The organism is Erythrobacter ramosus (assembly GCF_009828055.1).
Lineage (GTDB): Bacteria > Pseudomonadota > Alphaproteobacteria > Sphingomonadales > Sphingomonadaceae > Erythrobacter > Erythrobacter ramosus.
In genome coordinates this window covers 247,301-264,453 of the sequence record NZ_WTYB01000002.1, presented here as the reverse complement: position 1 = coordinate 264,453, position 17,153 = coordinate 247,301, and the positions used below count along the sequence as shown (strand labels likewise).

Annotated in this window: 20 protein-coding genes and 1 tRNA gene; 2 read left to right on the top strand and 19 right to left on the bottom strand. The window is 63.5% G+C overall.

Annotation, left to right across the window (positions count from 1 at the left end):
- Positions 1 to 40 precede the first annotated feature (40 nt).
- The 9 genes from GRI59_RS07910 to GRI59_RS07870 form a co-directional block, all read right to left on the bottom strand.
- A complete protein-coding gene (locus GRI59_RS07910; RefSeq protein ID WP_160760678.1) occupies positions 41 to 688 on the bottom strand; it encodes a tetratricopeptide repeat protein in 648 nt (215 codons plus the stop codon).
- On the bottom strand, positions 685 to 1,113 hold the full coding sequence (locus tag GRI59_RS07905) for a cytochrome c-type biogenesis protein (protein ID WP_160760677.1): 429 nt from the start codon (positions 1,111 to 1,113) through the stop codon (positions 685 to 687). Before GRI59_RS07905 ends, GRI59_RS07910 begins: the two co-directional genes overlap by 4 nt.
- Positions 1,110 to 1,640, bottom strand: a complete 531-nt coding sequence (locus GRI59_RS07900; RefSeq protein WP_160760676.1) for a DsbE family thiol:disulfide interchange protein — start codon at positions 1,638 to 1,640, stop codon at positions 1,110 to 1,112. The genes GRI59_RS07905 and GRI59_RS07900 overlap by 4 nt, the downstream gene beginning before the upstream one ends.
- Before the next feature lie 4 nt (positions 1,641 to 1,644).
- The gene (locus GRI59_RS07895) at positions 1,645 to 3,630 is read right to left on the bottom strand and encodes a heme lyase CcmF/NrfE family subunit (RefSeq protein ID WP_160760675.1); all 1,986 of its coding nucleotides are present in this window, start codon (positions 3,628 to 3,630) and stop codon (positions 1,645 to 1,647) included.
- A gap of 27 nt (positions 3,631 to 3,657) precedes the next feature.
- A complete protein-coding gene (ccmE, locus tag GRI59_RS07890) occupies positions 3,658 to 4,119 on the bottom strand; it encodes a cytochrome c maturation protein CcmE (RefSeq protein ID WP_160760674.1) in 462 nt (153 codons plus the stop codon).
- A gap of 13 nt (positions 4,120 to 4,132) precedes the next feature.
- Entirely contained in the window at positions 4,133 to 4,273 is a 141-nt protein-coding gene (locus GRI59_RS07885) for a heme exporter protein CcmD (RefSeq protein ID WP_160760673.1), read from the bottom strand.
- Positions 4,273 to 5,031, bottom strand: a complete 759-nt coding sequence (ccmC, locus tag GRI59_RS07880) for a heme ABC transporter permease CcmC (protein WP_160760672.1) — start codon at positions 5,029 to 5,031, stop codon at positions 4,273 to 4,275. The genes GRI59_RS07885 and ccmC overlap by 1 nt, the downstream gene beginning before the upstream one ends.
- 98 nt (positions 5,032 to 5,129) lie before the next feature.
- Positions 5,130 to 6,197 carry a Leu/Phe/Val dehydrogenase gene (locus GRI59_RS07875; RefSeq protein ID WP_160760671.1) on the bottom strand — a complete coding sequence of 356 codons (1,068 nt, stop codon included), beginning with the start codon at positions 6,195 to 6,197 and terminating at the stop codon, positions 5,130 to 5,132.
- A gap of 47 nt (positions 6,198 to 6,244) precedes the next feature.
- A tRNA-His gene (locus GRI59_RS07870) sits at positions 6,245 to 6,321 on the bottom strand.
- 229 nt (positions 6,322 to 6,550) lie between these two features.
- On the opposite strand from GRI59_RS07870, the gene GRI59_RS07865 reads away from it, so the two are divergent.
- Together GRI59_RS07865 and GRI59_RS07860 are read left to right on the top strand one after the other, a co-directional pair.
- Positions 6,551 to 7,186 (top strand): prolyl hydroxylase family protein, encoded by a 636-nt coding sequence (locus GRI59_RS07865; protein WP_160761568.1) that lies wholly within the window; start codon positions 6,551 to 6,553, stop codon positions 7,184 to 7,186.
- Positions 7,186 to 7,503 carry a TraR/DksA family transcriptional regulator gene (locus GRI59_RS07860; RefSeq protein ID WP_160760670.1) on the top strand — a complete coding sequence of 106 codons (318 nt, stop codon included), beginning with the start codon at positions 7,186 to 7,188 and terminating at the stop codon, positions 7,501 to 7,503. The genes GRI59_RS07865 and GRI59_RS07860 overlap by 1 nt, the downstream gene beginning before the upstream one ends.
- Before the next feature lie 69 nt (positions 7,504 to 7,572).
- Here GRI59_RS07860 and rpmE read toward each other — a convergent pair whose 3' ends face one another.
- The 10 genes from rpmE to pyrH form a co-directional block, all read right to left on the bottom strand.
- Positions 7,573 to 7,800 carry a 50S ribosomal protein L31 gene (rpmE, locus tag GRI59_RS07855; RefSeq protein ID WP_160760669.1) on the bottom strand — a complete coding sequence of 76 codons (228 nt, stop codon included), beginning with the start codon at positions 7,798 to 7,800 and terminating at the stop codon, positions 7,573 to 7,575.
- Between the two features lie 113 nt (positions 7,801 to 7,913).
- Complete coding sequence (gene fabZ / locus GRI59_RS07850) at positions 7,914 to 8,390, bottom strand: 3-hydroxyacyl-ACP dehydratase FabZ (protein WP_160760668.1); 477 nt, start codon at positions 8,388 to 8,390, stop codon at positions 7,914 to 7,916.
- Positions 8,391 to 8,409: 19 nt separating this feature from the next.
- Positions 8,410 to 9,096 carry an OmpH/Skp family outer membrane protein gene (locus GRI59_RS07845; protein ID WP_160760667.1) on the bottom strand — a complete coding sequence of 229 codons (687 nt, stop codon included), beginning with the start codon at positions 9,094 to 9,096 and terminating at the stop codon, positions 8,410 to 8,412.
- Complete coding sequence (gene bamA, locus GRI59_RS07840; protein WP_160760666.1) at positions 9,096 to 11,822, bottom strand: outer membrane protein assembly factor BamA; 2,727 nt, start codon at positions 11,820 to 11,822, stop codon at positions 9,096 to 9,098. The genes GRI59_RS07845 and bamA overlap by 1 nt, the downstream gene beginning before the upstream one ends.
- Positions 11,823 to 12,050: 228 nt before the next feature.
- Positions 12,051 to 13,148 (bottom strand): RIP metalloprotease RseP, encoded by a 1,098-nt coding sequence (gene rseP / locus GRI59_RS07835; protein WP_160760665.1) that lies wholly within the window; start codon positions 13,146 to 13,148, stop codon positions 12,051 to 12,053.
- Between the two features lie 16 nt (positions 13,149 to 13,164).
- Entirely contained in the window at positions 13,165 to 14,331 is a 1,167-nt protein-coding gene (dxr, locus tag GRI59_RS07830) for a 1-deoxy-D-xylulose-5-phosphate reductoisomerase (protein WP_160760664.1), read from the bottom strand.
- A gap of 7 nt (positions 14,332 to 14,338) precedes the next feature.
- Positions 14,339 to 15,103 carry a phosphatidate cytidylyltransferase gene (locus GRI59_RS07825; RefSeq protein WP_160760663.1) on the bottom strand — a complete coding sequence of 255 codons (765 nt, stop codon included), beginning with the start codon at positions 15,101 to 15,103 and terminating at the stop codon, positions 14,339 to 14,341.
- The gene (gene uppS / locus GRI59_RS07820) at positions 15,090 to 15,731 is read right to left on the bottom strand and encodes a polyprenyl diphosphate synthase (protein ID WP_237440804.1); all 642 of its coding nucleotides are present in this window, start codon (positions 15,729 to 15,731) and stop codon (positions 15,090 to 15,092) included. Before uppS ends, GRI59_RS07825 begins: the two co-directional genes overlap by 14 nt.
- A gap of 65 nt (positions 15,732 to 15,796) precedes the next feature.
- Positions 15,797 to 16,357 carry a ribosome recycling factor gene (gene frr / locus GRI59_RS07815; protein ID WP_160760661.1) on the bottom strand — a complete coding sequence of 187 codons (561 nt, stop codon included), beginning with the start codon at positions 16,355 to 16,357 and terminating at the stop codon, positions 15,797 to 15,799.
- A 23-nt stretch (positions 16,358 to 16,380) separates the two neighbouring features.
- Positions 16,381 to 17,100, bottom strand: coding sequence for a UMP kinase (gene pyrH / locus GRI59_RS07810; RefSeq protein WP_160760660.1), 720 nt, complete (start codon positions 17,098 to 17,100; stop codon positions 16,381 to 16,383).
- Positions 17,101 to 17,153: the final 53 nt, after the last annotated feature.

The window sequence follows — 17,153 nt, the reverse complement described above, 5'->3', positions numbered from 1 at the left end:
ACATTATCAGTACGGATGGCGCGCGCCAGAGAGAAAGGCGTCATTGGCCCTGAAGCATCGGCGCGCGGGCAATCATGTCGTTGAGCCGCGCAACTTCGGCCTCAAGCCCTTCTCGCCAAGGCGCCTCGGGGGCCGAGTTGGCGAGCAGACCCTGCCAGACATTGCGCGCCGCGACGATCTCGCCGCTCTGGAGATACGCAAAGCCGAGGAAGTATTCCGCACCCGGATGGCCCGGGTCAATCGCCTTGGCCCGCCCGAAGGCCTGCACAGCGGCCGGCGTCACGAAACCGTCGGCATGGCCGACCAACGCGAGGCCCAGAGCCAGCCAGCTCTCCACATCGCGGGGGTTATCGGCGAGCCCGCGCTGGAGGAGGTTGGCCGCATCGGCAAACTTGCCGCGGCGGGCGAAGGCGTCGGAGGTGACGAGGTAGTCAGGCGCAGGCTGTGTGCGCGAGAACAGCGCGGCACGACCTTCAACCATTGCCTCGCCCTGCCCCGATGCGGCGTCCGCCTCGCCCTTGGGTGCAGACGCCTGCCCCGGAGAACCCTGCCAGGCATAACCGGCAAGCCCGAACACCAGCACAGCGCCGAACAGCGTCATCCCTTCACGCGGGAGCTTCAGCAGCAACACCGCAAGCGCAAAGGCTGCCAGCGCCAAAGCGCCGATCGCCAGCCAGCCGCCGATCATACCGTATCCCCCGCATCGCTGCGTCGCTTGCCCAGCCGCCGCAGCAGCACGCCCGCCACGATCAGCAGCAGCAGCACCGGTGCTGCGAACAGCGGCCAAGTGGTCGCGCTCACTTCAGGCTCGTAGCTGACGTAATCGCCATAGCGGGCGATCAGCCAGCCACGGATCTGGTCGGGACTTTCGCCTGCCAAAATGCGGCTGCGCACCTGATGGCGCATATCGCCCGCCATCGGCGCGTCGGAGTCCGCGATGCTCTGCGACTGGCACTTGAGGCAGCGCAGCGTGTGCATCAGCGTGGTTGCCTCGGCCTCAAGCCGGGGGTCGTCGAGCTGATTATAGGCATAGGGCGCTGGCGGCATGGAATCCTGCGCCATCACCGGAATGGCGAGCAGGGCAAGCAGCAGAGCCACGACAGCGCGGATCATCGGGCCTTCTCCAATTCGGCCAGCAGTACCGCGACATGCTCGGGCCGGATGTCGCCGATATGCTGATAGCGGATCACGCCCTTGGCATCGATCACAAAGGTCTCCGGCACCCCCGACGATCCGATCGCCAACTGCACCTCGGAAATGCGGTCGCTGCCGATCCGCGAGTACGGATTGCCATAGCGCCCAAGGAAATTGGCGACGTCTTCGGGCCGATCGCGAATGGCGATGCCGACGATCTCGACGCCGCGGGCCTGCAGCGCTTCGAGCTGCGGTGCCTCGGCGATGCAGGGTGTGCACCAGCTGGCCCAGATATTGAGCAGGCGCGGCTTGCTCCCTATGAGGTCCGTCTTGGCTGCCCCAGGCAGGCCGCCAAATGCAGGGTCGAGCGCAAAATCGGGCAAGGGCTGACCGATCATCGTGCTTTCGACGAACTCGTCCTTCTCCTGCGTCAGCATATAGCCTGCGACCCCCGCAAAGAAGGCGAACAGGGCGAGCGGCACCCATAGGAACAGTCGCGAGCGCATCGGCCTACTCGGCCGGAACCGGAGAGGCGACATCAAGCGCCTCGACATCGGCGCGGCGCTCTGCACCCTTGGTCACAGCTGCACGGCGTTTGACATCGACCTTAACCCGGCCCGCAATCGCCAGAATACCGCCCAGCGCGATGAGCAATCCGCCATACCAGATGAAGGTGACAAACGGCTTCCACCACACCCGGATCTGCCAGCGCCCATCCTCGGCCTGATTGCCGATCACCGCGTAAAGCTGCCCGTCCCAGCGGGTCAGCAGCGCGCTTTCGCTGGTGGACTGCGGCGGCGACCAGAAGTTGCGCGCTTGGGGATTGAGGATCACCGGCTCGCCGCCGTCCCTGCTGACCGCCAGCCGTGCCTCTATCGCCGTCCAGTTCGGTCCCGCGACAGGCGTGACGCTTTCAAGAGTGACAGCGAAATCGCCGATCTGTTCGGTACCGCCCGGCGCAACCGCAGCGAGGCGCTCCTGCGAGAACGCTCCTTCGCACGCCATGCCGAACAAGGAGACCGCAATGCCGAAATGGGCGAGCACCATGCCCCAGGTTGCGACCGGCACGCGTGCGAGATTGCGCCCACGCAGCGGCAGGAAGGCGGCCACCGCCAGCGCGGCCGCGAGGCCAAGGCCTAGCAGCGGCAGAAGCGGGAACTGCCCGAAGAAGCTCACCAGCGCGATCACCCCGATCACTAGCGAAGCGATCAGCGCCAGCTCAAACTGGAGCCGCGCGGGCTTGTCGCTCTTCCAGCGCAGCAGCGGGCCAACCGCCATGACGAGGAGCATCGGGATCGCAAAGATCGCGCCTGCCGGATTGAAGTAAGGCGGGCCGACCGACACGCGCACGTCGAACACCTCGGTCAGCAGCGGATAGAGCGTGCCCAGCAACACGATCGCCAAGATCGCCGAGAGCATCACATTGTTGAACACTAACGCGCCTTCGCGGCTGGCAATGGCGAAGCGCTTGCCCTCGGCCACCGCGCCAGCGCGCAGGGCGAAGATCGTGAACGCCCCGCCAATGTAGAGGCCCAGCAGCCCGAGGATGAACGCCCCGCGCTCAGGATCGACAGCAAAGGCATGGACGCTGGTCAGCACGCCAGAACGCACGAGGAAGGTGCCGAGCATCGACATCGAGAACGCCAGCACGCCGAGCATGATCGTCCACGTCCGCAGCGCATCGCGCGCGGCCAGCACGCTGACCGAATGCATCAGCGCGGTTGCGGCGAGCCACGGCATCAACGAGGCATTCTCGACCGGATCCCAGAACCACCAGCCGCCCCAGCCCAGCTCATAATAAGCCCAGTAGGAACCAGCCGTGATCCCGAAGGTCAGCAGCACCCAGGCCCCCAGTACCCAGGGGCGCAGCACGCGGGCGAAGGAGGGGTTCACCTGATTGGTCAACAGCGCGCCCATCGCCAGGCTGAAAGCCACCGACAGCCCGACATAGCCCGCGTAAAGCGTCGGCGGGTGGATCGCGAGGCCGATGTCTTGCAGCAGCGGGTTGAGGCCCGTTCCCTCGGCCGCCGGGACCGGCAGCCGCTCGAACGGGTTGGAGGAAAGCAGCAGGAAGGCATAGAAACCAAGCGCCACAAACCCTTGCACCGCCAGCGTTGCGCCCATGGTGCGTTCCGGCAGGCGCTTCTCGAACCCGGCCAACAACCCGCCCGACAGCGCAAGCACGCCGACCCACAGCAGCATCGAGCCTTCGTGGTTCCCCCATGTCCCCGTCAGCTTGTAGAGGAGCGGCTTCATCGAGTGCGAATTGCTCGCGACCAGCTTGATCGAAAGGTCCGTGATCGCGAAGGACCACAGCAGCATCAGGAACGCCAGCACCGCAAGGAAGGCCTGCACCACCGCGGCAGGGCGCGCATAGATCGCCAGCGGATTGACCGCGCCTTCCGCCGCCTTCAGCGCAAAGGCGCCCGAGACCATCTGCAACACCGCCAGCGCAGCGGCGAGCCACAAAGCGGCCAGTCCGATTTCGGGGATCATTGCTTGGCCCTCATTTGTGCCACGATGTTACTTCAGCCCAACGGTGGTTTCGGCTGCCATCTTGGCGGCTTGATCAGTGCCCATGCCTTCGAGTTCCTTGGGCACGTAATTCTCATCATGCTTGGCGAGCAGGTTGGTGGCCATGAACACGCCGTCCGGGCCGAGGCTGCCTTCTGCCACCACGCCCGAATTCTCGACGAAGAGATCGGGCAGAATGCCACTGTAGCGCACGGGGATCGCGTCCGCCGTGTTGCCGGTCACCAGGAAGTTCACTGTAACACCATCGGCCTCGGTCTTGATCGAGCCAGCCTTAACCATCCCGCCAAGGCGCACGGCCTGACCCACTTCAGGCGGGGCCGACGCCATCTGTTCGGGCAGGTAGAAGTAATTCGCCTGATTGCGCAGGCTCCACGCCGCCAAAAGCCCCGCGCCGATAATCGCGACGAGGGCGATGATCACGAGGACCAGACGTTGGTGCTTGGCTTTCATAGCATTGTCCCGTTCAGCGCCGCCGCGACGCATCGCGCCGCGCTTCGGCGCGCGCCATCGAACGCCATGCCCAGAGGATCAGCAGAGCCAGCGCAATCGCGCCTACGCCATAAGCGAGCCACACGAAATCCCACTGGTTCAATTCTTCGCGCATCAGGCCTGCTCCATCGCAGGCGTCACCGGCGCAGGCGCGTCATCATCGAGCGCACGGCGGCGCAAGCGCGCTTCGACCTGTTGTTCGGCAATCAGCGCGCGCATCCGCATCAGGACGATAGCACCGAACAGGAGCGAGAAGCCGACCACTGCGACCAGCAGCGGCACAAGGAAGGTTGCCTCAATCGCGCTTTTGCCCGCTGTGATGCTTGGGGGCTGGTGGAGCGAGTTCCACCACACCACCGAACGGTTGATGATCGGCACATTGACCGCGCCCACCAAGCCAAAGATCGCAGCGATCTTGGTCGAGGAACCCTCTTTCTCGGCCGCCTCGGTCAGCGCGATGTAACCCGCGTAAAGGAACAGCAGCACCAGCATCGACGTCAGCCGGCCATCCCACTCCCACCAAGTGCCCCAAGTCGGGCGGCCCCAGATCGATCCGGTGGCAAGGCAGATCGCGCAGAACACCATCCCCGGCACCGCAATCGCGCGGGCGGACAGGGCGGCGAGGGGATGCTTCCAGACGAGCAGCATGGCGCTGGAAATCGCGATCCCCGCCCATCCGCCCATGCCGAGCCATGCGGCAGGCACGTGGATGAACAGGATGCGCACCGTATCGCCCATAAGCCGGTCGGGCGGGACCATGAACAGGCCCCAGCCCACCGCGCCAACAGACAGCACCAAGCCGCTCCAGAACAGGAGCGGCATGAGCCACTTTGCAAGTGACAGAAAACGGGTGGGGTTGGCGTAGATGTGCATGATCGTTTGCGTCTGGCCGGGCTTGTAGCCTTACACCCGAACCGGACAAGAGAGCAAATCACGCGCGCGTGGAATAGTTCCCACAGCGCCCTGCATCATCAGCCGCGGCCAATGAGCTTTTGCGCCATCCTGTCGGCCACCACATCGGACGAAACGCCGGTGCTTTCGCTTTCCTGCCAGATCGCTTCGAGTCGGCCGGGGATCTGCTCGACCAGCGCATTGACCTCGGCAACATTGCCGGTGCGGCTGTCACGGCGCGCGAGGTACTCGGTCGCGACTGAGATGATCCCGCCAGCGTTGATGACATAGTCGGGCGCGTAGAGAATGCCGCGGGCCGCCAGCAGCACGCCGTGCTCGGGACGGGCAAGCTGGTTATTGGCCCCGCCTGCCACAATCGGACAGTCGAGCGTGGCGATGCCTGCATCATCAAGGATTGCGCCCAACGCATTGGGGCTGAAGACGTCGCACGGCGTCGCCATGATCGCGTCCGATGCAGCAGTCACGCCGCCCAGTTCCGCGGCCAGCGCCGCAGCGCGGTCTGCGTTGATATCGGCCAGTGTCAGCTTTGCGCCATCGCGCGCCAGCAGGCGGGCCACGCCGCCGCCGACCGAGCCGGTACCCTGCACAGCGACATGGACGCCTGCGATGCTGTCCTTGCCAAGCTTGTGGCGCACCGCCGCCTTGATGCCGAGATAGATGCCATATGCCGTGAACGGGCCGGGATCGCCGCCCGCGCTGCCCTCACCTGCAACCGGAAGGCCCGATACGTGCGCGGTGCGCTGCGAGACGGCAACCATGTCCGCTTCAGAAATACCGACATCCTCGGCCGTAACATAGCGCCCGCCGAGACCTTCGACCGCGTCACCGAAAGCGGCGAGCATCTCAGGGGTCTTGATCCGCTGTTCATCTGCAAGGATCACCGCCTTGCCGCCGCCCATTGGCAGACCGGCCATTGCGTTCTTGTAACTCATCCCGCGCGACAGGCGCAGCGCATCGCGCATCGCGCCGGCGGGATCGTTGTAATGCCAGAAACGGGTGCCGCCTGCAGACGGGCCGAGGTGGGTCGAATGGACCGCAATGATCGCCGTAAGCCCGCTTGCCCGGTCGTGGACCAGCTGCACAAGTTCATGTGCGTCGAAATCGGGCTCGGCCCAGAATGCGGTCATATCGTCTCCCCTATCGGGCGCGGTGCTAACCTGCTGCATGGGGGAGATGGGGCGATCAACGGGGTTCGAACCCGCGACCTCCGGTACCACAAACCGGCGCTCTAACCAACTGAGCTATGATCGCCACACGCCCCTGCCCGCATACCACCATTTCGGTCGCTGCCAAGCCCGCGCGAAATGGCGCGGTGTACGCAAGGCAGACGCACGTCAAGTGCGCTGGCGAGGGAGGCGCGCCTCTTGCACAAAGGCTTGCCGATGGGAAGCGAAAACTGTTTTCCGCAAGGCTTCACGCAAGATTGTTACGCCAGCCCCGAAAGCGTTGCGCTGCGGATATGGGCAACTATCCTTGCCCCATGACCCTGACGAGCGAATCCATCGCCGCCCGGCTGGCCGCGCATGACGGGGTGCAACGCCTGCCGACCCCCAAGGCCGAGCTGTTCCAGCTGCGCGGCTTTGCCGGTCCGGACCTATGGGCCGAGCTGATCGCGATGATCGATGCCGGCCGCCGTCCCTCGACCATCGCTGACGACAATGGCGATCCGGTGTTCCGTACTAGTGAGACCTGCGATCTGCCCGCGGGACTACCCGCTGTCGAACGGGTCGAGGCGATGCTAACGTCATTGTCCGGTCTTGACCCGGTCTTTGGCGAGCCATTGCAGGGCCAGCGCTATGCCATCGGGCAGGAGTTCAAGCCGCACACCGACTACTTCAGCCCGGGCGGTCGCGACTTTGCCAAGTTCTGTACGCTGTCGGGCAACCGCACCTGGACTTTCATGATCTACCTCAATGACGTCGCCGCGGGTGGTGCTACCCGCTTCAAGCTGCTCGACAAGACCTTTCAACCCGAAGCAGGAAAATTGCTCTGCTGGAACAACCGCTTGCCGGACGGAGGTATCAATCCGGCGACGCTGCACCACGGGATGAAGGTCAGGCAGGGCGTCAAATACGTGATCACCAAGTGGTATCGCGAAAAACCATGGAGGGGTTGATGAACGACTACACCACAATCGAGCAGCTGCTGAGGGCGCGGCTCGCCGATATTGTCGCACGCAGCGAGGAAATCGAGGAGGACTTGCGTAGCCCTCTCGACGCCGATTTCGCCGAGCAGGCGACCGACCTTGCCGACGACGAAGCCCTCGAAGGGATCGATGATGTGCTGCGCGCCGAGGCCCGCCAGATTCGCGCGGCCCTCGCCCGAATCGAGGCCGGCTCCTACGGGGCTTGTGCGAATTGCGGCGCGGAGATCCCGGTCGCGCGACTGGAAGCGCAGCCGATGGCCACCCGCTGTATCAAATGTGCCGCCTGAAACGAAAAAGGCGACCCCGTCGGGCCGCCTTCCTCGCACGGCCCGAAGGCCGCAAGCTGAAAAGACCGATTACTTGTTCTTGAGGCTGAGCCCGCCGAAACGCTTGTTGAACTGGGCCACACGGCCGCCTTCCGACGCCTGCTGACGGCCACCGGTCCAAGCCGGGTGGCTGAGGGGATCGATTTCAAGCGACAGGGTGTCGCCTTCCTTGCCCCAAGTCGAGCGGGTCTGGAATTCGGTACCATCGGTCATCTTGACCGTGATCATGTGGTATTCGGGGTGACCTTCGGCCTTCATGACGTGATCCTTTGCAGCGTGGCACCGGTACCGACCGGCGCAGCTATGAATGGGAAGCGCGCGCCTTAGTGGCGAATGCGGTGCAATGCAACCTTAGATGAGGATTGCTGCGCTCAGGCAGGCGGATCTGTCATCATGGCGGTGAATTCGACCTCGCAGGTGGTCTTGCCCTCGACGCTGGCAACGCCCTTGAACTTGTAGACGCGGCTGCGCTTCTGGGTGAATTCCACGTGCAGGTCGAGCAGGCAGCCCGGCGTGACGGGAGCGCGGAACTTGGCGTTCTCGATCCCCATGAAGATCACCAGCTTGCCGGTACCGGCCAGCTCCATCGTCTCGATCCCGAGGATGCCGGCGGCCTGCGCCAGCGCCTCGATCTGGAGCACGCCGGGCATGATCGGTGCGCCGGGGAAGTGGCCCTGGAAGAACTGTTCGTTCATGCTCACGGCCTTGACCGCGTGAATGCGCTCTCCCAGCGTGATCGACCGCACCCGGTCGACCAGAAGCAGCGGGTAGCGATGTGGCAAGGCCTTGAGGATCTTGACGATATCGTAATCCAGCACCTCGGCCGGCGCGCTACCCGCTTCGCTCATCTTATGTTCTCCGTCAGGATCAACGGCCGACCGGCGCGGCCGTGTCGCCCTGCGGTGCGGGGGCAGCCTGCTGCTGCTGCATCTGCGCGGCCATCGCGAGGCGCTGCTGAATTTCCTGATAGACCTGCACGCCTTCACGGCTCGGCTGCCAGCCAGCGGGAGGAACCACGCCTACGGCGGGAACGCGGGCGTTGAGTGCAGCAGTGACCTTGGGCGTGATGTCCATTTCCGGCACCGCGAACAGCACCGTGCCCGGATCCAACACGACCTTGATCTGCTCAGCTGTGGTCACGTCCTGCAAGGCCGAACCATACTGCATGATGATCTGCTCGATCGCGAAGACGCGCGCGCCGTCGATCTGGTTGGAAAGGCCCTGAATTTCCTGCTCCAGCGCCTGAAGCTTGGGGAAGTCGGCCGACTTCTGCATGGCGGCCTGCTCAGTCTCGTCGACCTGCTTGTCGGCGTTCTTGTCGAACTTGGCGAGCATGGTCTGCCGCTCAAGCGCCTTGGTGCGGCGCAATTCGTTCTGCTGAGCATAGGTCGTGTTGACCTGCTCATACGAGGTCTGGAAGGCGGTGGTGCCGATGATGGTGCGCGTAACATCGACCGAGGCCATGCGGCCATCGACCTGTGCCTGTGCGGGAAGCGCGGCGGTGGCGGCCAGCACCAGGCCGGCCGGAGCAAGAAGCTTGGCAAGACGTGTCATCAGAATTGGGTTCCTACGTTGAATGTGAAGCGCCGCTCGTCATCGCCTTCGACCCTACGAATGGTCTGAGCGAAGTCGATGCGGAACGGTCCGAAGGGCGAGTTCCAGTTAACCCCGATCCCGGCCGTGATGCGCGGGCTCGGCGAGTTTCCGAGGAACAGCTCGCGGATATTCGAATTCTGCTGGATCAGGCGAATATTGGGCGATCCGTCAGCTTGGGTCGGGCTGGTGGTCGTGGTGTTGGTACTCGGAACCTGGAAAAGTGCCTCGCCTGCGTCATTGGTCAACGGAATGCCGGCGGGATTGACCGTCAGGATCGGTTGCTCGACCCCCCACAACGCGCCAATGTCGGTCCAGATCGAAGGCCTTAGGCCCAGTTCGCGAGCGCCGGTGCCAAGCGGAATTTCCAGCTCAGCGCGGCCAAGGTAGTAATTGCGCCCGCCGATGGCGTCATCACGGACCTGATTGCGGTCAGTGAAGAAGGTGATGTTGCCATCCGCATCGAGGATCGGGCGACCGAAGCTATCAAGCTGGGAGGTCTGCGTCAGGATGCGCGGTCCAACGCCGCGGATCGCGAAGCCGCGGAACTGCGGTTCACCGAGGAAGAAGCGGTCGGTCAGCAGAACGTCGTCAACGCCAGCACCGGGCCGTTCCTGCAACGGGATGATCGTGCCGCCTTCGGCGAGGATCGAGAAGATGAAGCCCGAGTTGCCGACATTCCAGAACTGCTGCCCACGGCCGCGGAACCGGACAAAGCGTTGATCGCCGCCAAGCCCGGCGAACTCGCCGCTAAGCGAAATGGTCTTGCCCCGTGTCGGGCGGACGCGTGAGTTCAACGAGTTGTAGTTAAGGCTTAGGCCGACGATCGAACTCAGCCGGTTGCCGAGTGTATCGCACAGGAAACGGCCCGCGCGCAACGGATCGCACTCACGCGTGCCATCGCCATCAAGGTCGGAGAAGAACAGGTTCTCGTCGAGGCCGACCTCGTCGTAATTCAGAGTATAGCTGCCGACCAGCGACATGTACTCAGTCAACGGAACCCCGGCACGCATCGAGAAGCCGGTGGTCGCCTGCTCGTAGGTTGTGTTGCGCTCGTTGCCGGTAAAGTTGAAGCTGTTGAAATCGCGGCGGTAGATATCGATCCCGCCAGAGATGTTGCGATCAAAGATGTACGGATCGGAGAAGCTGACCTGCGCCGAGCGCGAGAACTGCGAATAGTTGACGCTGAGCCCGACCGTCTGCCCGCGCCCGCGGAAATTGCGCTGGCGGATGGAGCCAGCCAGAATGAACTGCTCGATCGAGGAGAAACCGGCCGAGAACTGCAATTCGCCGGTGGGGCGCTCTTCGATGTTGGCTTCAAGGATGATCCGGTCCGGCGCGCTGCCTTCGGTCTGGGTGACCTCGAAGTTTTCCTGGAAATAGGCGAGCGAGTTGATGCGCGCGGTGGTGCGCTGCACGCCCAGTGAGTTGAACGCATCGCCTTCGGCCAAGCGGAACTCGCGGCGGATCACCTTATCTTGCGTCAGCGTGTTGCCGTTGATGTCGACCCGCTCGACATAAACGCGCGGTGCCTCGCGAAGAACGAAAGTGATGTTCATCTTGAGATTTTCGGGATCGCGGTTGAAGCGCGGCTGGACGTCGGCAAAGGCATAGCCGTAACGGCCTGCCAGCTCGGTCAGCTGCTCGACCGTGTCTTCGACGATCTTGGCGTTGTAGAAATCGCCGGCCTTCATCGGCAGCTGCGTGCTCATCACATCGCTGTCGAAATCGCGCAGCTGGCTGTCGACCTTGACGTCGCCGAATGTGTAGCGCTCCCCCTCCTCCACCACATAGGTGATGATGAAGTCCTTCTGGTCAGGCGTGAGTTCCGCCACGGCCGAGACGACGCGGAAGTCGGCATAGCCTTCGGTCAGGTAGAACTGGCGCAGCTTCTGCTGGTCGAAGGCCAGACGGTCCGGGTCATAGCTGGTGTTGGAGCTGAAGAAGCTGGTCAGGCGCGCCTGCTTGGTCACCATCTCGCCGCGCAGCTGGCCGTCTGAGAATTTCTCGTTGCCGAGGATGTTGATCTGGCGGACCTTGGACTTGGGGCCTTCGGTGATTTCGAACACGATATCGACGCGATTCTGAGGCAGCTGCACCATCTTGGGTTCAACCTGCGCGGCGAACCGGCCCTGGCGCTTGTAGAGCTCGATGATGCGGGCCACGTCGGCGCGCACCTTGGACCGGGTGAAGATCTGCCGCGGCGAAAGCTTGATTTCAGGCAGGATCTTGTCGGCCTTGAGGCGTTCATTGCCCTCGAGCACGATGCGGTTAATCACCGGGTTCTCGGTCACGGTAATGACGACATTGCCGGCATCGTTGCGGATCGAAAAATTCGCGAACAGTTCGGTCGCGCCAAGATCCTTCAGGGCCTCGTCAGCGGCAGCCGAGGTGTATTCCTGGCCAACCCGCAGGCGGATGTAGCTGAGGATGGTGGTCGGCTCGAGCCGCTCGGCCCCGACCACGGTGATGGTACGGATCACGTTGCTGCGCGCAGCAGGCGCCGGAGCCGGGGCAGTAGTGGGCTGCGCGGCGGGGGCCGGGCTTGCTTCCTGTGCGCCGGCCATCGTCGGCAATCCAGCGAGGATCGAGCCGCAGCACAGCAGGCTCGCCAGCCGGATCGGGCCGCGCGAGGGGGCGGGATTGCAAATGACCGGCCCAAGGCCTGTCTTGCTCAATCGGTTCATGCAGCTAAAATCCCGTTTCCAACCCTGCGACCCGCGTCGTCAAGCCTTGCCAGTCACCATTCGTGCTCAGATCCATGTGCCCCCGCTCATGGTTCCATCCCCACGGTCCCCGCCTCTGCCCCATGTGCCCCGCGCAATCAAGCCGCGTGGTCGCCGGAAGAACGCGGATGGTCGCGCTTTCCCCGGCAAAGCACTGAGGCATCAAGCGCGGCTCCCCAGGCCGCGCGATCAGCTTCCAAAGATGGGAAGCGAGACAATGTCATTCACCGTCACCACCACCATCAGCATCAGCACCAGCGCAATACCGGTGCGGTAAGCCCATTCGGTCGCCTGCGGCCCTACCGGCTTACGGCGGATTGCCTCGGCCGCGTAGAACATCAGGTGCCCGCCATCGAGCGCGGGGATTGGCAAGAAGTTGATGAATGCCAAATTAAGCGAAATCAGCGCGGCAAAATGGAGGAAGGCCGCCGCCCCCATGCTCATCTGCTCGCCGGAGTACTTTGCGATCTTGAGCGGGCCACCCAGTTCCTTGACCGAACGCTCGCCCGTGACGATCTGCTGGATGCCAGTGATCATCATGCCCATGAAGTCCCAGCTCTGCTTCGCGCCGAGCGGGATCGCCTCAAGGACGCTCACCTTTTCAAGCTCGTACTTGCCGCCCGCAGGCGCCACGCCAATCAGACCTTCGGTGCTGGTATTGCCGAAAGTGTCCTTGCGTTCGATGCGTGCGGTGGTGAGCGTGTAGTCGATTTCCTCGCCCGCGCGCTCGACGGTGAAGACCATCTGCTTGCCCGGATGGAGCGCGACCTTGGTCTTCAGATCGGTGAAATCGCGGATCGGGCGACCGTCGATCTCCACCACCACATCGCCGACTTGAAGGCCCGCCGCTTCAGCCACGCTGCCTTCGCTGAAGGCGCCGATGGTGCGCGAATCCTCTTCGCCAACGATCACCGGCTTGCCGATGATCGCGAAGAAGGCCGCAAATATGGCAATAGCGACCACCAGATTGGTGATCGGCCCAGCTGCAACGATCAATGCCCGCTTCCACAAGGCGGCGTGCTGGAAGCTGCCTTCCTCGACCGGAGCATTGGCGTCCGGCACGCTTGCCGGGTTCATGTCACCCTTGAACTGGACATATCCGCCCAAAGGCAGCGCCGAGAGTTTCCAGCGCGTCCCCCGCTTGTCGGTGAAGCCTGCCAGCTCTTTGCCGAACCCGACCGAGAAGGATTCGGCCTTCACGCCGAACAACCGGCCGACCAGCAGGTGGCCAAGTTCATGCAGGGTGACGAGCGGCCCGAGCAACAGCAGGAAGCCGATCACGTACATCCAGAAAGGGGGCGATTCAAACAAGGGCGTTGGTCTCCAGCAGACTCATGGCCTGCATCCGTCCGGACTGATCGACGGCCAGCACTTCTTCAAGGCTGGTCGGGCGCGGTGCGTCATTGTTGCGTGCGAGCGTCTCTTCCACCACTGCCGCGATCCGGGTGAACCTGATCTGACCGGCAAGGAAAGCGGCAACCGCGACTTCATTGGCGGCGTTGAGGATCGCCGGCGCTGAGCCGCCCGCCCGGATCGCTTCCCGGGCTAGGCGCGTCGCGGGGAAGCGGTCTTCATCGGGTGGGAAGAAGGTCAGCTCGCCAATCGCAGCCAGATCCAGCGGAGCAAGCGGCGTTTCCATCCGCTGCGGCCAGGCTAGGCATGAAGCAATCGGTACGCGCATGTCCGAAGGGCCAAGCTGTGCCAGCGTCGACCTGTCGCGGAATTCGACCATCGAGTGGATCACGCTCTGCGGGTGAATGACGATCCCCAAGCGGTCGAGGCCGACGGGGAACAGGTGATAGGCCTCGATATATTCGAGCCCCTTGTTCATCATGGTGGCGGAATCGACGCTGATCTTGGCGCCCATCGACCAGTTGGGATGCGCCACCGCCTCCGCCGGGGTCGCCGCATCGAGCTGCGCCTGCGTCCACGTCCGCAAGGGACCGCCACTGGCCGTCAGGGTGATCTTGGCGACATCGTCGATCCGGTTGCCATTGAGGCACTGGAAAATCGCATTGTGTTCGGAATCGGTGGGCAGCAAAGTCGCGCCGTGCTTGGCGACGGCCTGCATCAGCACTTCGCCCGCCGAAACCAGCGCTTCCTTGTTGGCGAGCGCAATGGTGCCACCCCGCTCCACCGCCGCCATCACGGGGGCGAGACCGGCGCAGCCGACAATCGCGGCGACGGTCATGTCAGCCGGACGCGCCGCCGCTTCGACCAGCGCTGCGCGCCCGCCAGCCGCCTCAATCCCGCTATTACCGAGCGATTCGCGCAGTTCGGGCAGGCACGTCTCGTCACCGACCACTGCCAGCTTGGCTCCGAATTCGATCGCGAGCGCTGCCAGTTCCGCCGCGCTGCATTGCGCGGTTAGCGCCTCTACCCGCCAATCATCGCGATTGCGCCGCACCAGATCGAGCGTCGATGCGCCGATCGAGCCGGTGGCGCCTAGCAGGGTGAGGACACGCGTCATCTCCCAATCATCCCAGCAAAGTAGTGGCCGTGGCAATCACAAACAGCACAAAGAACACCGCGACAAACCCATCGAGCCGGTCAAACAATCCGCCATGTCCCGGAATGAGGCTGCCTGAATCCTTTACGCCCGCGCGCCGCTTCATCCAGCTTTCGAAGAAATCGCCGCTTTGCGCGATCACTGCGATCAACAGACCGCCGAACACCGCTCCGGCAATGCTGATCCAATTGAAGCCGGGCACTGCCGCCGGCCCAATATCGGCAAGCTCGACAGCGATGCCCACCAACCCTGCCAACAGCGCCCCGCCAAAAAGGCCGGCCCAGGTCTTGGCCGGGCTGATCCGCGGTGCGATCTTCGGCCCGCCAATGGCGCGGCCTGCGAAATAGGCTCCCACATCAACCGCGACGATCGGCAGCAGGAACACCAGCAACACCTCAAGCGGGCCGTAGCCTCTGATCGGCGAGTCCGGGAACACGTGGGTGAGGCCGTTGCGCACGATCTCCATCGCGAGCGTCGCTCCGCCGACATAGACCACCCCGCCAAAGAACCACAGCGTCTCGCCCAGCCCGGCCAGCCGGAAGCGTCCGATCAGCTTGTTCCATTCCCACAGCACGCCGCAGGCGACGAGCGCCACAAACGCGGTCCAGAACCACCCGCCCAGCCACAGCGCCCCGCCCGCCAGCACCAGCATGACGATTGCGGACGCCAGCCGCACCGGCAAATCGGTCACGCCAGCTTTTGTGTCGCGCACGCGCGCCTCACCGTCCGCCATAACGCCGCTCCCTCCGGGCAAAGTCATCAAGCGCCGTAGTGAGATGCGCCGGTTCGAAATCGGGCCACAGCGTATCCACAAACAGCATCTCGGCATAGGCCGCCTGCCACAACAGGAAGTTCGACAGGCGGATTTCCCCGCTCGTGCGGATCAGCAGATCGAGCGGCGCCAGATCGGCGGTGTCGAGATGGGCGGCGATGGCCTCAATTGTCACCTCGCCTACTGCCGCTGCCTTGGCCGCGGCGCGCGCGATTTCGTGCTGCCCGCCATAATTGAGCGCGACAGCGAGCGTCTGCTTGCCATTCGCGGTCTGCGCCAGCGCATCTTCCAGCATCGCGACAATATCGGGCGCGAGCGATTGCCAATCGCCGATGATCTTGAGCTTCACATTATTGGCGATGAATTCGGGCAGATCGGATTTGATGAACCGGCGCATCAGGTTCATCAGATCATCGACCTCGTCCTCCGACCGTTTCCAGTTTTCGGATGAAAACGCATAGAGCGTCAGGCATTCGAGCTCGGTCGGCTCAAGCGCGCGCACCAGCCGGCGCACTGCCTCAACACCGCGCTGATGACCGACCGCGCGGGGCAAGCCCCGTTTCTTGGCCCAGCGGCCATTGCCATCCATAATGATGGCGACATGTTTGGCGCGCGACTGGTCCAAGCCTGTTCCCTACGATCCGAACGCTGCAATCACTGCGTCAGGATTTCCTGTTCCTTCTTGGCGGCAGCCTCGTCGGTTTCCTTGACGTATTGATCGGTCAGCTTCTGGACCTGCTCTTCGGACCGCTTGCGGTCGTCTTCCGAGATTTCCTTCTTCTTCTTCTCGTCGGTCTTCAGGCTTTCCATCGCATCGCGGCGCACGTTGCGGATCGCGATTTTGGCCTTCTCGGCATACTGTCCCGCGAGCTTCGCCAGTTCCTTGCGGCGATCCTGCGTCAGGTCGGGGATCGGCAAGCGCAGGGTCTGGCCGTCAATGATCGGGTTGAGGCCAAGGTTTGCATGGGCAATGCCCTTTTCGACGGGGGTCATGTTCGACTTGTCCCACACCTGCACGCTCAGCATCCGCGGCTCGGGCGCCGAGACGGTCGCGACCTGCGAGAGCGGCATCATCGAACCATAGACCTCGACCACGACCGGATCGAGCAGACTGGTGTTGGCGCGGCCCGTGCGCAAACCTTGCAGATCGCTCTTCAACGCTTCCACAGCGCCCTTCATCCGGCGCTCAACATCGGCCTTGTCATATTGCGGCATGGCTGGGGTTTCCTTCGGTTGTCTTAGCTGTCTTGAACAATGGTCTGCACGCCCTCACCCGCGAGCACACGGGCAAGATTGCCTTTCTCGCGGATCGAGAACACCACAATCGGAATCTTGTTGTCACGGCACAAGGCCACCGCCGAGGCGTCCATCACCTTGAGATTATCGGCCAGCACGCGGTCATAGGTGACGGTGTCGAACCGCACGGCATCGGGGTTGTGCTTGGGATCGCTGTCATAGACCCCATCGACGCTGGTGCCCTTGAGCAGCGCGTCGCACTTCATCTCCGCCGCGCGCAAAGCCGCGCCGCTATCGGTGGTGAAATAGGGCGCGCCGACACCTGCGGCAAAAATCACCACGCGGCCCTTTTCCAGATGACGTTCGGCGCGACGGCGGATCACCGGCTCGCACACCTTGTCCATCTCGATTGCGGACTGCACGCGGGTCTGGACGCCGAGCTGCTCAAGCGCGTTCTGCATCGCCAGCGCGTTCATCACGGTCGCCAGCATCCCCATGTAATCAGCCTGCGCGCGGTCCATCCCCTTGGCCGCGCCGGCCATCCCCCGGAAGATATTGCCGCCGCCGATCACGAGGCAGATTTCGAGCCCCGTTTCCTTGGCCGCTTTCACCTCTGCTGCCAGTTCGGCGACGAAGGCCGGGTCGATCCCGAACTGCTGGCTACCCATCAGCACTTCGCCCGAAAGTTTCAGGAGGACGCGCTTGATCGGGGGAAGAGACATGGGGATGCGGGGCTCCGGGTGGGAATCTGAGAGGGGGCACTTAACCGGCAATC

Coding starts and splice junctions, on each gene's coding strand:
- GRI59_RS07845 (WP_160760667.1), bottom strand. CDS start 9,096: ATGACACGTCTTGCCAAGCTTCTTGCTCCGGCCGGCCTGGTGCTGGCC.
- fabZ (WP_160760668.1), bottom strand. CDS start 8,390: ATGAGCGAAGCGGGTAGCGCGCCGGCCGAGGTGCTGGATTACGATATC.
- ccmE (WP_160760674.1), bottom strand. CDS start 4,119: ATGAAAGCCAAGCACCAACGTCTGGTCCTCGTGATCATCGCCCTCGTC.
- ccmC (WP_160760672.1), bottom strand. CDS start 5,031: ATGCACATCTACGCCAACCCCACCCGTTTTCTGTCACTTGCAAAGTGG.
- GRI59_RS07895 (WP_160760675.1), bottom strand. CDS start 3,630: ATGATCCCCGAAATCGGACTGGCCGCTTTGTGGCTCGCCGCTGCGCTG.
- GRI59_RS07825 (WP_160760663.1), bottom strand. CDS start 15,103: ATGGCGGACGGTGAGGCGCGCGTGCGCGACACAAAAGCTGGCGTGACC.
- rseP (WP_160760665.1), bottom strand. CDS start 13,148: ATGTACGTGATCGGCTTCCTGCTGTTGCTCGGGCCGCTCGTCACCCTG.
- pyrH (WP_160760660.1), bottom strand. CDS start 17,100: ATGTCTCTTCCCCCGATCAAGCGCGTCCTCCTGAAACTTTCGGGCGAA.
- GRI59_RS07860 (WP_160760670.1), top strand. CDS start 7,186: ATGAACGACTACACCACAATCGAGCAGCTGCTGAGGGCGCGGCTCGCC.
- GRI59_RS07875 (WP_160760671.1), bottom strand. CDS start 6,197: ATGACCGCATTCTGGGCCGAGCCCGATTTCGACGCACATGAACTTGTG.
- GRI59_RS07865 (WP_160761568.1), top strand. CDS start 6,551: ATGACCCTGACGAGCGAATCCATCGCCGCCCGGCTGGCCGCGCATGAC.
- uppS (WP_237440804.1), bottom strand. CDS start 15,731: ATGGATGGCAATGGCCGCTGGGCCAAGAAACGGGGCTTGCCCCGCGCG.
- bamA (WP_160760666.1), bottom strand. CDS start 11,822: ATGAACCGATTGAGCAAGACAGGCCTTGGGCCGGTCATTTGCAATCCC.
- dxr (WP_160760664.1), bottom strand. CDS start 14,331: ATGACGCGTGTCCTCACCCTGCTAGGCGCCACCGGCTCGATCGGCGCA.
- GRI59_RS07885 (WP_160760673.1), bottom strand. CDS start 4,273: ATGCGCGAAGAATTGAACCAGTGGGATTTCGTGTGGCTCGCTTATGGC.
- GRI59_RS07905 (WP_160760677.1), bottom strand. CDS start 1,113: ATGATCCGCGCTGTCGTGGCTCTGCTGCTTGCCCTGCTCGCCATTCCG.
- rpmE (WP_160760669.1), bottom strand. CDS start 7,800: ATGAAGGCCGAAGGTCACCCCGAATACCACATGATCACGGTCAAGATG.
- GRI59_RS07900 (WP_160760676.1), bottom strand. CDS start 1,640: ATGCGCTCGCGACTGTTCCTATGGGTGCCGCTCGCCCTGTTCGCCTTC.
- GRI59_RS07910 (WP_160760678.1), bottom strand. CDS start 688: ATGATCGGCGGCTGGCTGGCGATCGGCGCTTTGGCGCTGGCAGCCTTT.
- frr (WP_160760661.1), bottom strand. CDS start 16,357: ATGCCGCAATATGACAAGGCCGATGTTGAGCGCCGGATGAAGGGCGCT.